The organism is Novosphingobium sp. ERW19, assembly GCF_012641315.1.
Taxonomy (GTDB): domain Bacteria; phylum Pseudomonadota; class Alphaproteobacteria; order Sphingomonadales; family Sphingomonadaceae; genus Novosphingobium.
Window position 1 is genome coordinate 22292 of sequence record NZ_JABAIC010000002.1, and the last position, 14010, is coordinate 36301.

General features: G+C 63.9%; 14 protein-coding genes. 8 read left to right on the forward strand and 6 right to left on the reverse strand.

Translation table 11 applies throughout. From position 1 onward, the window contains the following. Nucleotides 1–62 precede the first annotated feature (62 nt). Nucleotides 63–455, reverse strand: a complete 393-nt coding sequence (locus HGI46_RS03465) for an MAPEG family protein (protein WP_118074128.1) — start codon at nt 453–455, stop codon at nt 63–65. 245 nt (nt 456–700) lie between these two features. Here HGI46_RS03465 and rpmF point away from each other — a divergent pair, with 245 nt between their 5' ends. The 5 genes from rpmF to HGI46_RS03490 all read left to right on the forward strand — a co-directional run bounded on the left by rpmF (nt 701) and on the right by HGI46_RS03490 (nt 3841). Next, complete coding sequence (gene rpmF / locus HGI46_RS03470) at nt 701–880, forward strand: 50S ribosomal protein L32 (RefSeq protein ID WP_039331452.1); 180 nt, start codon at nt 701–703, stop codon at nt 878–880. Nucleotides 881–905: 25 nt separating this feature from the next. Then, nucleotides 906–2009: a phosphate acyltransferase PlsX gene (gene plsX / locus HGI46_RS03475; RefSeq protein WP_168903142.1), complete on the forward strand. Its 1104-nt coding sequence runs from the start codon at nt 906–908 to the stop codon at nt 2007–2009. Beyond that, the gene (locus tag HGI46_RS03480) at nt 2006–2983 is read left to right on the forward strand and encodes a beta-ketoacyl-ACP synthase III (protein ID WP_168903143.1); all 978 of its coding nucleotides are present in this window, start codon (nt 2006–2008) and stop codon (nt 2981–2983) included. The genes plsX and HGI46_RS03480 overlap by 4 nt, the downstream gene beginning before the upstream one ends. 140 nt (nt 2984–3123) lie before the next feature. Beyond that, the gene (locus HGI46_RS03485; RefSeq protein WP_174544584.1) at nt 3124–3420 is read left to right on the forward strand and encodes an integration host factor subunit alpha; all 297 of its coding nucleotides are present in this window, start codon (nt 3124–3126) and stop codon (nt 3418–3420) included. Nucleotides 3421–3430: 10 nt separating this feature from the next. Further along, the gene (locus HGI46_RS03490; RefSeq protein ID WP_168903144.1) at nt 3431–3841 is read left to right on the forward strand and encodes a MerR family transcriptional regulator; all 411 of its coding nucleotides are present in this window, start codon (nt 3431–3433) and stop codon (nt 3839–3841) included. Between the two features lie 113 nt (nt 3842–3954). Here the strand turns inward: HGI46_RS03490 and HGI46_RS03495 are convergent, their stop codons facing one another. The 3 genes from HGI46_RS03495 to HGI46_RS03505 all read right to left on the reverse strand — a co-directional run bounded on the left by HGI46_RS03495 (nt 3955) and on the right by HGI46_RS03505 (nt 8041). Then, nucleotides 3955–4614: a ferredoxin gene (locus tag HGI46_RS03495; RefSeq protein WP_206065530.1), complete on the reverse strand. Its 660-nt coding sequence runs from the start codon at nt 4612–4614 to the stop codon at nt 3955–3957. A gap of 161 nt (nt 4615–4775) precedes the next feature. After that, nucleotides 4776–5321 (reverse strand): histidine phosphatase family protein, encoded by a 546-nt coding sequence (locus HGI46_RS03500; protein ID WP_118074123.1) that lies wholly within the window; start codon nt 5319–5321, stop codon nt 4776–4778. Further along, nucleotides 5318–8041: an ATP-dependent DNA helicase gene (locus tag HGI46_RS03505; protein WP_168903145.1), complete on the reverse strand. Its 2724-nt coding sequence runs from the start codon at nt 8039–8041 to the stop codon at nt 5318–5320. The genes HGI46_RS03500 and HGI46_RS03505 overlap by 4 nt, the downstream gene beginning before the upstream one ends. A 173-nt stretch (nt 8042–8214) precedes the next feature. Between HGI46_RS03505 and HGI46_RS03510 the strand changes: the two genes are divergently transcribed. Further along, on the forward strand, nt 8215–9042 hold the full coding sequence (locus HGI46_RS03510; protein ID WP_168903146.1) for a flagellin: 828 nt from the start codon (nt 8215–8217) through the stop codon (nt 9040–9042). Nucleotides 9043–9167: 125 nt separating this feature from the next. Continuing rightward, complete coding sequence (locus HGI46_RS03515) at nt 9168–10790, forward strand: lysine--tRNA ligase (protein WP_118074120.1); 1623 nt, start codon at nt 9168–9170, stop codon at nt 10788–10790. A 15-nt stretch (nt 10791–10805) separates the two neighbouring features. Here the strand turns inward: HGI46_RS03515 and HGI46_RS03520 are convergent, their stop codons facing one another. Both HGI46_RS03520 and HGI46_RS03525 read right to left on the reverse strand, forming a co-directional pair. Continuing rightward, on the reverse strand, nt 10806–12668 hold the full coding sequence (locus tag HGI46_RS03520; protein ID WP_168903147.1) for a DUF885 domain-containing protein: 1863 nt from the start codon (nt 12666–12668) through the stop codon (nt 10806–10808). Next, on the reverse strand, nt 12659–13351 hold the full coding sequence (locus HGI46_RS03525) for a 2OG-Fe(II) oxygenase (RefSeq protein WP_240946571.1): 693 nt from the start codon (nt 13349–13351) through the stop codon (nt 12659–12661). The genes HGI46_RS03520 and HGI46_RS03525 overlap by 10 nt, the downstream gene beginning before the upstream one ends. A gap of 249 nt (nt 13352–13600) precedes the next feature. On the opposite strand from HGI46_RS03525, the gene HGI46_RS03530 reads away from it, so the two are divergent. Next, complete coding sequence (locus HGI46_RS03530; RefSeq protein ID WP_168903148.1) at nt 13601–13969, forward strand: MarR family transcriptional regulator; 369 nt, start codon at nt 13601–13603, stop codon at nt 13967–13969. Nucleotides 13970–14010 lie beyond the last annotated feature (41 nt).

The following is a 14010-nucleotide window of genomic DNA, read 5'->3' on the forward strand; positions in this document are numbered from 1 at the left end:
ATCCCCTCCCGCACGCAGGAGGGGCTGGGGGTGGGCATGTCGCTGCACCACCCCTGCAACTGTCACATGTCCAAGGCGATCGACACCGCCCAGACGCCAAGCCCAAGCTGGGTCAGCATGGTCGTGAGCGTGCCGACACCGCGCAGGAAGCCCAGCGGCCCGCCGTCCATGCCGATGCCGTGGCCGACGCGGCCCAGCAGATAGACCGCCGCCGCGCCCATCAAGTAAGGATTGCCAGTCCGCGCAAGCTCGACTGCCGCAATCAGCACGAGCACTATGGGCGTGTTCTCGACAAAATTCGCCTGCGCCCGCATCCGCGCGATCAGGTCCATGTCGCCGCCATCGCCGATGCTGATCTTCTTGGCGGCGCGAACCATGCCGCAACGGATCGAAAGCCAGATGTTGATCGCCGCCGCGGCCGCAGCCGCGCACAGCGTGATTGGCAGTATAAGCATGCTTTCAGGTACTCCCCCTTGTGTTTGTCCGTCCTGGGATCTGGGGCCGAAGCTAGCGCGGGCGCGCTTGCAAAGCACCAGAAAATCCGTATAGGCGCGCCTTCGCCCAGTGATTGGCGAATCCCGTGTCTGTCTGGCGTCCTTCGCCGCGTACGGGTCCTGCCGCAAACAGGGCTTGTGCGATGGACCGGTTTTCCCTATCGCGCCCGCAACAAAACTACGCAATTCTAAGAACAGGTGCCGAGATGGCCGTCCCCAAAAGAAAGACTTCGCCCTCACGCCGTGGCATGCGCCGCAGCCATGACGCCCTCAGCGTCGAAGCGTTCCACGAATGCTCCAACTGCGGTGAACTCAAGCGCCCGCACAACCTCTGCAACGCTTGCGGTCACTACAACGGTCGCGAAGTCATCGCCGTCGGGCTCTAAGCCTTAAAACGGGGGGACTGAGGACATGAGCCTGCCGCGTATCGCCGTCGATGCGATGGGCGGTGATGAGGGCGTGCGCGTGATGGTCGAAGGCGCGGCGCTTGCCCGTCGTCGCCATGACCGTTTCAAGTTCCTCCTCGTTGGTGACGAGGGCCGCATCAAGCAGGCCCTCGAAAACCACCCCAATCTTCGCGAGGCTTCGGAAATCCTTCACGCGCCCGACGTTGTGTCGGGTGACGAGAAGCCGACCCAGGCCCTCCGCCGCGCCAAGACCACGTCGATGGGTCTGGCGATCAACGCGGTGAAGCAGGGTCATGCCGGCGCTGCTGTCAGCGCGGGCAACACCGGCGCGCTCATGGCCATGGCCAAGCTCGCCTTGCGCACCATGCCTGGCATTGATCGCCCTGCGCTTTCGGCCCTGCTGCCGACGCTTGGCGAGCACGACCTGATTATGCTCGATCTCGGTGCCAACACCGATTGCGATGCCCGCAACCTCGTGCAGTTTGCGATCATGGGCGCGGCTTATGCCCGCATCGTCAACGGCCTTGAATCCCCGCGCGTGCGCCTCCTCAACATCGGCACTGAAGAGACCAAGGGCACCGATTCCCTGCGCGATGCCGCCACCCAGCTCAAGGCGCTGGGCGAAGACCTCGCGCTCAGCTTCGATGGCTTTACCGAGGCTGACAAGCTTTCGCGCGGCGATTGCGATGTCGTCGTCACCGATGGCTTCTCCGGCAATATCGCATTGAAGTCGATGGAGGGCGCGGCCCGCTTCGTCGCCGATCTGCTCCGTCGCAGCTTCTCCTCGTCGCTGCGCTCGAAGTTCGGATTCCTGATCTCGCGCCCCGCCACCGAGCTGCTCAAGCACCATCTTGATCCCAACAACCATAACGGTGCGGTCTTCCTCGGCCTCAACGGCGTGGTTGTGAAAAGCCACGGCAGCGCCTCGGCGCTCGGCGTCGCCAATGCCGTCGCCGTCACCGCCCGCCTGCTGGAGGAAAACCTGACCGAGCGTATCGAAGCCGACCTTGCGCGCCTTGGCGCCGAGACGATCAGGACTTCTGGCCGCACTTCCGGTCGCTCTGGCCGCAGCACGGCCCCTGCCGCTACCGGCGAGGACGCAGCATGACCGTGCGTTCGATCATCCGTGGCAGCGGCTCGGCCCTGCCAAAGCGCTGCGTCACCAATGCCGAAATGGCGACGATGGTCGATACGACCGACGAATGGATCGTTGAGCGCACCGGCATCCGCCAACGCTATATTGCCGGGGAAGGGGAGACCACGTCTACCCTCGCCACTGCGGCTGCCCGTCGTGCGCTCGAAGCGGCTGGCGTGGATGCTACGAAGGTCGATCTGATCGTCCTTGCCACGGCAACGCCCGACCAGACCTTTCCGGCCACCGCCACCATCGTCCAGCACAACCTTGGCTGCAACGGTGGCATCGCGTTCGATGTCGCGGCGGTTTGCTCGGGCTTTCTTTACGCCATGGCCACTGCGGATTCGATGATCCGTACCGGGATGGCCAAGTGCGCGCTGGTGATCGGCGCTGAGACCTTCAGCAAGATTCTCGATTGGGAAGATCGCACCACCTGCGTTCTGTTCGGCGATGGCGCAGGCGCCATCGTGCTCGAAGCGCAGGACGTTGACGAAACCGATCCCAAGGCGCCTGGCGTACTGGCTTCACGCCTCCATGCCGATGGTGCGCACAACGAGCTGCTCTATGTCGATGGCGGTCCGTCCACCACCGGCACGGTCGGCAAGGTCCGCATGAAGGGCCGCGAGGTGTTTCGCCACGCGGTCACCAATCTTGCCAATGTCTTGCGCGAAGTGCTTGAAACCACGGGCCACGCTGCGGAAGAGATTGACTGGGTCGTGCCCCACCAGGCCAACTTCCGCATCCTCGACGCCACCGCGCGCAAGCTCGACCTTCCCGCCGAGAAAGTGGTCGTCACCGTCGATCAGCACGCCAACACCAGCGCGGCCTCGGTTCCGCTCGCGTTCGATGTCGCGATGCGCGATGGCCGCATCAAGCAGGGCGATCTGGTGATGTTCGAAGCCATGGGCGGCGGCTTCACCTGGGGCGCCAGCCTCGCCCGCATCTGACGGACTCGATCTGACCGGCACGGCCCGTCCCGCGCTGGCGCAGTCTTATCGTTAGCAAGCAATGGATTGCATTGCGTTCCGCAGAATCAGCGTTATTGTCATTCCCCTTGGCGTCTTCTGACTTCTGGGGGGAATAAAGGATGCGTTCTGTAGGTACACTGACCCGGGCCGATCTGGCCGAAAGCATCAACCGTCGCGTTGGGCTGTCGCGCGCGGATTCGCTCGAAATGGTTGAATCCATCCTGCAGCACATGTGCAATGCACTGGCTGAGGGTGAAAACGTGAAGATTTCGGGCTTCGGCACCTTCCTGCTGCGCGACAAGGCGGAGCGGATCGGCCGCAATCCCAAGACCGGCATTGAAGTGCCGATCACGCCGCGCCGCGTCCTCAGCTTCCGCGCCAGCCAGATGCTGAAGGACCGCATCGGCCAGGGCTGATCGCCAGCGGATGAGCGTCCCCGAACTTCCCGATGCCGGACCTGATCCGGACGACGGTAAAGACCCGGCAGCTTTCCGCACGATTGGCGAAGTCGCCAAGGCGCTCGGTATCCGCCAGCACGTTTTGCGCTACTGGGAAGAACAGTTTCCCACGCTCCGCCCGCTCACCCGAGCGGGCGGCCGCCGCTATTACCGTCCCGAAGACGTCGCCCTCATCACCGAAATCCACCGCCTCCTCCACAAGGAAGGCTTCACGATCAAGGGCGCAAGGCAAGCGCTGCGGGGGAAGAAGGGGGCTTCTATTGTTGCGGCTCCGTCGGCAGAGCCTGCGCCACATTCGTCGGATGAACAATCCGCCGCCCCACTCCTGAGCTACCTGCAATCCATCCGCGACCGGCTGGCTGCGGCATTGGAAGAGTAGGCTGCCCGCTTATACCGTTAGCGTTTGAACTGCTGCCTGAAGTGGATGCTTGGCCTCTTCGGAATGGCCGTTATTGATCGAGAGGCAGACCATCGCGAGCAGCAATGGGGGATTCAAATCGGAGTCCTGCTCTTTGAGGTTGGATCGCCAGTTTTCTCCCAAAAAATATCCTTGGCACCTTTCGCGATAAGCCAATCGTCCAGCAGCCATCCCAGCCCTTGGACCGCCGAAGTAGGCCCTAGGCTTGCGACGAAACGTCCCTGACCCGCATCGGCAAAATGGACGCGATGAAAGCGGTTCTTAAACCAAGACACCCAGACTGAGTGCTTACCGAACAAGGCGGGCAAGACGATTTTGCCTTTTCCTCTCAGATCTGCTCGGAACTCATGGGCAAACCACACGGGCGTCATATGGCTCCGAACTTCCGGCATTTCGAAACTCACGGTATCGCGCGCAAGCAAAGGTGTGTTCAGTGACTCGCCGTAGTCGGCCTGATCTTTCATTCCGGCTCTTGCCAGCCTTTCAAGCATCAAAGGATCACGACCACGATATCGAACACAATCCACTTCGCTAGCCCACATCGCGCGTATCGTCCTATCGACCTCTTTTGGCGAGCAGGGCTGCCGGATCACAAAGCAGTAATCTTTACCTGTCTGGAATATCTCGGGCGCCACATCCTCTGGCACACCGCACAGGAGGCAGCAGTTGGCTTCAACGTAAAAGTCCCCGTCTTCCGCCATAGTCCTGTTCGTAGATAAGTATGTCTCTGACATCCGCTAACGATAGCTGTTTGGATGGCGCGCTTCCACAAAAAGGCGCAGTCTTATTGCTGTGCAGTGGCCTCAACTAGCGTTTGAGTGGCGGAGTTCTCTTTGGCGAAAATTTGTCGACTAGCAACGTTGTCAGACATCGACTGGTTGCCCACTCACCAAACTCAATCCACCAACACCGGACCCAACGTCGGGTCCAGATCCCGCGGCCGCTTGATCTCCACCAATCGCGCGCAGCCCTCGGTCACGTCAGCCCAGTCGTCGACATCAAGTTCCATCACCGCAAAGGTCGCGGTCGGGAACTTCTCTTCCACCACTTCGCGCAACGGGCTGGAGCCGTCATCGGGCACCAGGTCGAAGATCAGGTCTTCCAGCCCCGGATTGTGCCCGATCATCAGTACGCTCTTGGGATCGCCGGACAGTTCCTTCAGCAGGTCGATCAGCGTGGCCGAACTGGCAAGGTAGATGCGCCGGTCCCATTCGATCTTGAACGTGCACTTCCACGCCTTGCTGCATTCCTCCACCGTTTCGGCCGCGCGCACGGCAGGGCTGGCGATCATGCGGTCGAAGGTGCGGCCGGTATCGCGGATATATTCGCCCATCGCCCGCGCGCCGCGCTTGCCGCGCTCGTTCAAGGGGCGGTCGAAATCCCGCGCGCGCGCATCGCTCCAGTCCGATTTGGCGTGGCGAAACAGGGCCAGTGTCTTCACGAAATCCCCTCGCGCGGTGTCTGAGCACTCTCCCGCCCAGAAACACTGGCACCGACGCTTTGTAAAGCCACATCGAGCGTCACGCGCCGGATCGGCGTGCCTGCCGGAAAGGCCGAAAGCAGCCTTGAGGGAAAGGCCGAGGACAGCACCACGAAGTGCCCCTTGTCGCCGGCCGAGCGGATCAGCCGCCCGAACGCCTGCGCCAGCCGCGCCCGGATAATCCTGTCGTCATAGGCCGAGCCACCGCCGGCCAGCCTGCGCGCGCGGTGCAGGATCGAAGGCTTGGGCCAGGGCACCTGTTCCATCACCACCAGCCGCAGCGAATCCCCGGGCACGTCCACCCCGTCGCGCAAGGCGTCAGTGCCGAGCAGCGAGGCGCGCGGATCGTCGCGGAAGATGTCGACCAGCGTGCCGGTGTCGATCGGATCGACATGCTGCGCGAACAGCGGCAAGCCACCGCGCGCCAGCCGGTCGGCAATGCGCCCATAGACCGCGCGCAATCGCCGGATCGCGGTGAACAGCCCCAGCGCCCCGCCGCCCGACGCTTCGATCAGCCGCCCATAGGCCGCGGCCAGCGCCGGAATGTCGCCCTTGGGCACATCGGTCACGATCAACACTTCAGCCTGTGCGGCATAGTCGAACGGGCTTTCCGCACTGAACAGCCGCGGCGCGATGTCCAGGTGCGGCGCCCCGCTGCGTTCCACCGCGCTCGACCAGTCGTCGCCATCGCGCAGCGTCGCCGAAGTCATCATCACCCCGTGCGAGGGCGCCAGCACCGCATTGGCAAAGGGCTTCATCGGATCGAGGTAATGCCGGTGCAGTCCCACGTCCCACTCGCGCCCGTCCGAACGCTCGACCGCGATCCAGTCAACGAAATCAGGATCGCCGGGGCCGCCGAGCCGCGCCAGCAGCGCAATCCATCCCGCAATCAGATCGCTGCGCCAGCCAATCGCACTGCGCGCGCCTTCGATCCGGGCGCGCGCCGGGCCGTCGAGCCAGTCCGGCCCATCCTCGACAATCGCCTCGAGCCGCAAGCCCAGCCGCACCAGCGGCTTGCGCAAGGCCTCCAGTGCCTCCTGCGCGCGCCCCGCCACCTCAATGAACCCGCCATCCAGCTGCGCGATCTCGGTCTCCAGACCATAGCCCGCTTCCTGCCCGCCGCTCTCGTTGCGCGCATAGGCCAGCGCGCGCGCTGCGCTCAGCAGGTCCTCCAGCGGCCCCGATGGCGTGCCTTCCACCACCCGCGACAGCCAGCCTTCCGAGGGCAGGGCTTCCGCCGCCTCGCGCGCCTGGGCAATCGCGCGTTCGCCTTCCTCGTCGTAGCTGGCAACGTCCGCCAGCCGCGCCGAAAGCCCGCGCCGCCTGCCGCGAGACTTGCCCTCCGGCCCGATCACCCAGCGCCGAAGCTCGATCGTCTCCGCCCCGGTCAGCGCTGCCGAGAAGGTCGAATCCGCCGCCTCGAACACGTGATGCCCTTCGTCGAACACGATCCGCGTCGGCCGCTGCGCCGCATCGCGGCCGCGCGCTGCGTTGACCATCACCAGCGCATGGTTGGCAATCACCAGCTCCGCATCCGCAGAGGCCCGGGCCGCGCGCTCGATAAAGCACTTCCGGTAATGCGGGCACCCGGCATAGACGCATTCGCCGCGCTGGTCTGTCAGCGCCGCGATGCCGCGCTTGCGGAACAGCGTGCCGAGCCAGCCGGGCAAGTCCCCGCCGATCATGTCGCCGTCCTGCGAATAGGCCGCCCAGCGCGCCACCAGTTGCGCCAGGATCGCCGCCCGCCCGGCAAACCCGCCCTGCAGCGCGTCTTCCAGGTTGAGCAGGCACAGGTAATTCTCGCGCCCCTTGCGCACCACCACCGGCGGCTTGCCGTTGCGCGTCGCAGGGAACGCCCGCCGGCTCTCGCGCCGCAGTTGCCGCTGCAGCGCCTTGGTATAGGTCGAAACCCACACCGTCCCGCCCGATTGCTCCGCCCACAGCGAGGACGGCGCGAGATAGCCGAAGGTCTTGCCCGTGCCAGTCCCCGCCTGCGCCAGCACGACATGCGGCTGACCCTGACCCTGCCGCGGCGCGAACATCCGCGAGGCTTCGCGCGCATAGTCCTGCTGCGTCGGTCGCGCCTCGGCCCCGGCGCCGGTCAGCTCGGCCAGCCGAGCTACCACCGCCCTCTCGCCCAGCACCACTTGCGCCGGCTGCGGACGCTCCGCCGCTTCCTCCCACTCCGGCAGCTTGGCGAACAGCCACCGCTCCGCCCTTTCCGGCTTTCTGATGCGCGGGGTCAACAAGGTCGCCCAAGGCCAGCGCATCCGCACCAGCGATTGCAGCGCCGTCCACGCGCCTTCGCGCTCGGCCCAGTCCGCACTCTCGCATGTGGCCAGCAAGGCCTCTGCCGCCTCCTGCAACAGCTGCGGCACCTTGTCGTCACCCGTCGGCTCGTCCAGCCCCAGCGCATGGGCGAGGCCCTTTGGCGTCGGCACCATGAAACGGGCGGGGTGGACGAAGGCGAACAGCTCCAGCAGGTCGAGCCCAGACAGGTCCGGATAGCCCAGCCTGCTCGCCACCAGCGGGGCGTTGAGCATCAGCAGCGGCGTATCGGCCGCCGCCACGATGGCCTCGCCCTTGCCAAGGCCGCGCGTGGCAAAGCCGTCGCGCAGCCAGCACCCGCCATGGCTTGCATGAATCGCTGGCAGATTGAGGGCAGGGCGCTCCGTCACCATTGTGCGTTAGAACAGGAATGGAACACCGGGCAAGCCTGCTTGGCACCGAAAGCAAACCTTTCACCGTGATTTGCCACGCCCCTTAAAACCCGCGTCCGCCCGCCGTCCTTCTCCACAGCAACCAATACCGGCGTGTCCAATCAGATGCTCCGGCCCATAGTGGAGAATGGGAAATGGCAGTCATCAACACGAATATCAGCGCGGTACGCGCGACCAATGCCTCGAACTCGGCCAACAAGATGCTTGGCACCGCGATGGAGCGTCTGTCGACCGGCAAGCGCATCAACGGAGCCAAGGACGATGCCGCAGGCCTCGCCATCAGCACGACCATGACCTCGCAGATCAAGGGCATGGGCCAGGGTGTCCGCAACTCGAACGACGGCATCAGCCTTGCCCAGACCGCAGACGGTGCGCTCAACGAGGTCACCGCGATGCTGCAGCGCATCCGCGAACTGGCCGTCCAGTCGGCCTCGGGCACCTATCAGGACGCCACTGACCGCGTCTACATGCAGAGCGAAGTCGATCAGCTGACCGCGCAGGTCGATCAGATCATCACCAACACCAATTTCAACGGCGTGCAGCTGTTTGATGGCAGCGTCACCTCGATCACGATCCAGGCTGGGTCCGATGCTTCGGACCAGGTCATCCTCGAGATCGCCGACCTCACCACGCTCGCTGCCTCGGGTGGTGCTGCCGGCTCCTACGACGTGTCGACGGCCACCGCGGCCAACACCCTGCTCGGCACGCTGGACACGGAACTGGACTCGATCTCCGGCGCCCGTTCGCTGCTCGGTGCCGGTCAGAACCGTCTTGAATCGGTGATCAACAACCTCAACGACAACATCACCAACCTCTCGGATGCCCGCTCGCGCATTCTTGATACCGATTATTCGGCGGAAACCACCGCGATGGCCAAGGCCCAGATCCTTTCGCAGGCATCGACGGCCATGATTGCCCAGGCCAACCAGGCCCAGCAGAACGTGCTCTCGCTTCTGAAGTAAGCCTCCCTCAGAAGCCTCCACGGAAGGGCGGGATCGCGGATGCGCGGTCCCGCCCTTTCGTCGTCCGGTTATTCGCCGCCTTTTCACTTGCGCGCGCCGCCCCCACGCGCAAAAGGGCGGGCACCATGACAGACGCAATCAGCACCGCCGCCCAGACCTCCAAGGCTTGGCCCTTCGAGGAAGCCCGCAAGCTCATCAAGCGGTTCCCCGGCGGCAAACGCGATGCGAGCGGAGCGCTCGTGCCCGTCCTGTTCGAAACCGGCTATGGCCCCTCGGGCCTGCCGCACATCGGCACCTTCCAGGAAGTGCTGCGCACCACGCTGGTCCGCCGCGCCTATGAAGTGCTGACCGCCAATGAATCAGGGCAGGGCCATCCCACGCGCCTCGTCGCCTTCTCCGACGACATGGACGGCTTGCGCAAGGTGCCTGACAACGTGCCGAACAAGGCGCTACTCGATGCCCACCTCGGCCATCCGCTCAGCCGCATCCCCGATCCGTTCGAGAAGTTCGAAAGCTTCGCCCATCACAACAACGCCATGCTGCGCGATTTTCTCGATCGCTTCGGCTTCGATTACGAGTTCGTCTCGGCCTCCGATCGCTACAATTCCGGCGCCTTCGACGAAGCATTGAAGGGCGTGCTGCGCAACTGGCAGGCGATCATGGACATCATGCTCCCCACCTTGCGCGAGGAACGCCGCAAGACCTACTCGCCGGTCCTGCCGGTTTCGCCGACCACCGGCGAAGTGCTGCAAGTGCCGGTCGAGGTGGTCGACGCCGAAGCCGGCATCGTTCGCTTCACCGACAGCAACGGCGAGACCATCGAACACACAGTCCTCGGCGGCTGGTCCAAGCTGCAGTGGAAGGTCGATTGGGCCATGCGCTGGGTCGCACTGGGCGTCGATTACGAGATGTGCGGCAAGGACCTTACCGACAGCGTCACGCAGTCCGGCAAGATCGCGCGCGTGCTCGGCGGCCAGCGCCCCGAAGGCCTGATCTACGAACTCTTCCTTGATGAGAAGGGCGAGAAGATCTCCAAGTCCAAGGGTAACGGCCTGACCATCGAGCAGTGGCTCGAATATGGCAGCGAGGAAAGCCTCGGCTTCTACCTCTTCCGCGAACCCAAGAGCGCCAAGTCCCTCCACGTTGGCATTATCCCCCGCGCGGTCGACGAATACTGGCAGTTCCGCGAGAAGATCCCGACCCAGCCGATCGAACAGCAGCTGGGCAACCCGGTGTGGCACCTGCTGCGCACCAATGGTCCGGCGCAGGGTGAGGGCGACAAGCTCCCCGTCACTTATGGCCTGCTGCTCAACCTCGTCGGCGTGCTTGGCGCGCAGGCAACGCGCGATCAGGTCTGGTCCTATCTCGGCAACTATGTCGAGAATGCAGACCCCGCAGCGCACCCCGCGCTCGATGGCCTCGTCACCCGCGCACTGGCCTACAACCGCGATTTCATCGCCCCTACGCTGCAACGCCGCAAGCCCGAGGAGAACGAGGCCAGGGCGCTCGCCGCGCTCGACGAGGAACTCGCCGGCACGTCGGACGATGCCACCGCAGAGGAACTGCAGAACATCGTCTACGAGATCGGCAAGGACCCGCACTACGGCTTCGAGCAACTCCGCGACTGGTTCAAGTGCCTCTATGAAACCCTGCTCGGCTCCAGCGCGGGCCCTCGCATGGGCAGCTTCATCGCACTCTATGGTGTCGGCAATACCCGCAAGCTGATCGCCGAAGCGCTGGGCGATTGATCTAGGGTCCTGACCCTAACGGGCAGCGCGGGTGCGAGCGATCCACCCGCGCACCTTGCCTTCCAGCACCTTCATTGGCAGCGCTCCCGATCCCAGCACCTGATCGTGGAATGCGCGAATGTCGAATTTGCGGCCTAGCGCGTTTTCGGCCTCCTTGCGCAGCCGCTGGATCGTAAGCGCTCCGATCTTGTACGATAGCGCTTGCCCCGGAATTGCTATGTAGCGGTCCACTTCCGCCTCGGCGTCGCTGCGGCCCATGCCCGAATTGGTCAGCATGTAATCCACCGCCTGATCGCGGGTCCACCCTTTCGCGTGCAGCCCGGTATCCACCACCAGCCGCATCGCACGCAGCATCTCGTCGTCCAGCGTGCCCCAATGCTGCATCGGGTCCTTGTAGAGGCCCATCTCGAACCCCAGCGTCTCGGCGTAGAGCGCCCAGCCTTCGATGTAGGCGTTGTTGCCGCCAAAGCGCTGGAAATCCGGCAGGACCGTGTTCTCCTGCGCAAGGCTGATCTGGAAATGATGGCCCGGCGCGCCCTCGTGCAGGTAAAGCGTGGTCACGCCCGTCAGGTAGCGGCTCTTGAGGTCGTATGTGTTGAAGAAGAACGTTCCGGGCTGCACGCCATCGGGCGTCCCTTGCGCATAGCTGCCGCCGGCTTCGAACTTTGCGCGATAGGCAGGGTAGGGCTGGATCTGCAGAGGCGTGCGGGGCAGATGCAGGAAGTAGTGCGGCGCCAGCGCGTCAACCTTGCGGCCGACGGCGCGAAATCCATCCGCGAGCTGTTGCTCGGTCTTGGGGTGATAGCGCGGATTGGTCCGCAGATCGTCGAAAAACCCACGCAAGGGCCCGGTATAGCCCAGCTCCGTCTTGACCTGCTCCATCTCGGTCTGGATCCGCGACACTTCGCCCAGGCCCATGGCGTGTACGGTCTCGGGATCAAGATCGAGCGTGGTATAGGCCCGGATCAGCTCGCGGTAGAGCGGGCCGCCTCCGCGCAAGGCCGAAAGGCCCACCTGCTCACGCGCTGCAGAGCGGTAATCGTCTGCCAGAAACCGGCGGAGCTTGCGGTAGGCCGGATAGATGTCGCGCCGGGTGACGGCGTACAGATCCTTGCGCAGTCGCAGCTTTTCCGCGTTCGAAAAGCTGCTCGGAAAGCTCCGCGCTGGACTGGTGAAGGGCGATCGCTCGACCGGCTGGGCCAGCAGCGCATCGATCTGCGCGATCATGTTGTCCACCGTCAGCCGAGGTTCAGTCACGCCGCTTGCCATTCCCTCGCGGAAACGCGCAGTAGCCTGATCGAAGACGCGCCCGAGCACGCGGTGCCGTGCGATCAGCAACTCGTAATCGCTTGTGGTCTCCAGGGCGATACCGCTGCCCGGCGATGACAGTTCGGGGTAGGAAACGTGGAAACCGCCGAAGTGATTGAACGGGCGGACCTCGGTCAACGCCAGAAGGTCGGGTTGCAGCAGTGCGGCGTCGGCGCTTTTTGCATCGATCAGCACTTCGCGCGAAAGGCGGTGCGGCTCGTCCAGTTTGCCGGGGTTGATCTGCCGCAGCCGTGCCAGCACTTGCGCATTTGCCTCGCGCCGCGCCTTAGCAAGTTCGGGCGAGAACAGCTGGAGGAAAGCCTCGACCGAAACGCGCTGGCCTTGCTGCAGGGCGCCAACCGGGTCGAGCGCGAAACCTTGCCGCATTTCATCGGCAAAGATCCGCTCCAGCTGGGCGTTTTCGGAAAGACCGCTTTGCGCCTGCGGGCCATTGTCGATCTGCGCCGCCACAACGGAAGGGGCTGCTGTCTCAGCTGCAGCATGGCTCGCGCCCGGCTGCAGCAAAGCCAGTGCGATCAGGCCGTGCCAGGCCCCCCGTTTCAATGCCATGGGCGCGACCTGTACCACTTCGTCAGGACATACTTCTTGCCGCGCACGACCGGGGTTCCGGCGTGCAGGGCATCGGGATTTGGTGTGCCATCGGGCTTCATGTTGTTCCAGAGCAACAGCGCACCCGGTTGCGGCGGGATGGAAAGGTTGACGCGGGTGAAGTCGGTCGTCCCGCCTTCCTCCACGGCGTTGAGATACGCCATGGCCGTCCAACTACGCTGGCCGCCGCGTTTCTGTTCCGTATCCCAGAAATGCTGCGAAGGCAGAAAGTGGTCATAATGGCCACGGAACTCCTGTCCCGGTTCATAGCGCTGCCCCTGGATCGTCTCGCCGAACGCCGGATCGATGCCGGTCAGGTCGTCGATGCGACGCTGCAGCATCAGGATGAAAGGGTCAAAGGGATCCACGTCCCCGGTATAGCTGGTTCGGCCGGTCGCGTCCGTGCCTTTGTAGGTGGGGGAAGGGCGCGCCACCTTGTCGACCATGGCGATCAGCCTTTCGCACTCGGCGGCTGAAAGGAAATCGGCCACGCCAAAGATCTCGAGCCCATCCACCGGGATACGATAGGCGCCAGAGTCGTTTGCGAGACGCTTGCGGACTGTCTCCCCGATCGAACGCAGTGCCGAGGTCTCTGCATATGACTGACTCTTCTTTGAAAACAATCCCATGTTGCGCGATCTCATGTTCGAATCGGCTCGTCACCGCCACCCAGTTCAATTGATCCGAACCGGACTAATACTATGGATTTGGCGAAGCTTTCTGCAGTCCTTTGCGTTAACCAAACTTCCTTATGAGGTCATCTCGGGTCACCAATAGATCATGAATGCTGTCAGACCTTCAAGGGTCGGGATCTGCACAGCCGCAATGCCATTTGTCGGCTTCGGGTGCCAGCATGCTTCTCGTGATTTCTTGTCGCTCGCATGGAGCATTGCTTGGACGCTTACGTAGATCCCAACGCCGAAACCCTTCGGCTCGCCAAAGCGCTGTACAACCTGCGGCGCAAGCGCGACGAGGCGAGCGGACGGCCCGGCCTGTTCGCAGAACCCGGCTGGGACATCCTCCTCGACCTGTTCATCGCCGATTGCCGGCGCACCGATATCCAGGTGTCGAGCGTGTGCCTCGATGCAGGCATCCCGTCGACCACGATCCTGCGCTGGATCGCCCGTCTCGAGGATGAAGGACTGATCTTCCGCGAACCCGATACGACCGACGCGCGCCGCCGCTACGTGCGGCTGACCGGGCAGGGTCGGGAAATGATGCTCAACGTGCTGCGCACACTGGCAGAGCACACACAGGCCTGACCGGCCAAGAAAAAGGCCCCCGCACCGCGTGGTGCAGGGGC

Coding starts and splice junctions, on each gene's coding strand:
- HGI46_RS03465 (WP_118074128.1), bottom strand. CDS start 455: ATGCTTATACTGCCAATCACGCTGTGCGCGGCTGCGGCCGCGGCGGCG.
- rpmF (WP_039331452.1), top strand. CDS start 701: ATGGCCGTCCCCAAAAGAAAGACTTCGCCCTCACGCCGTGGCATGCGC.
- plsX (WP_168903142.1), top strand. CDS start 906: ATGAGCCTGCCGCGTATCGCCGTCGATGCGATGGGCGGTGATGAGGGC.
- HGI46_RS03480 (WP_168903143.1), top strand. CDS start 2,006: ATGACCGTGCGTTCGATCATCCGTGGCAGCGGCTCGGCCCTGCCAAAG.
- HGI46_RS03485 (WP_174544584.1), top strand. CDS start 3,124: ATGCGTTCTGTAGGTACACTGACCCGGGCCGATCTGGCCGAAAGCATC.
- HGI46_RS03490 (WP_168903144.1), top strand. CDS start 3,431: ATGAGCGTCCCCGAACTTCCCGATGCCGGACCTGATCCGGACGACGGT.
- HGI46_RS03495 (WP_206065530.1), bottom strand. CDS start 4,614: ATGTCAGAGACATACTTATCTACGAACAGGACTATGGCGGAAGACGGG.
- HGI46_RS03505 (WP_168903145.1), bottom strand. CDS start 8,041: ATGGTGACGGAGCGCCCTGCCCTCAATCTGCCAGCGATTCATGCAAGC.
- HGI46_RS03510 (WP_168903146.1), top strand. CDS start 8,215: ATGGCAGTCATCAACACGAATATCAGCGCGGTACGCGCGACCAATGCC.
- HGI46_RS03515 (WP_118074120.1), top strand. CDS start 9,168: ATGACAGACGCAATCAGCACCGCCGCCCAGACCTCCAAGGCTTGGCCC.
- HGI46_RS03520 (WP_168903147.1), bottom strand. CDS start 12,668: ATGGCATTGAAACGGGGGGCCTGGCACGGCCTGATCGCACTGGCTTTG.
- HGI46_RS03525 (WP_240946571.1), bottom strand. CDS start 13,351: ATGAGATCGCGCAACATGGGATTGTTTTCAAAGAAGAGTCAGTCATAT.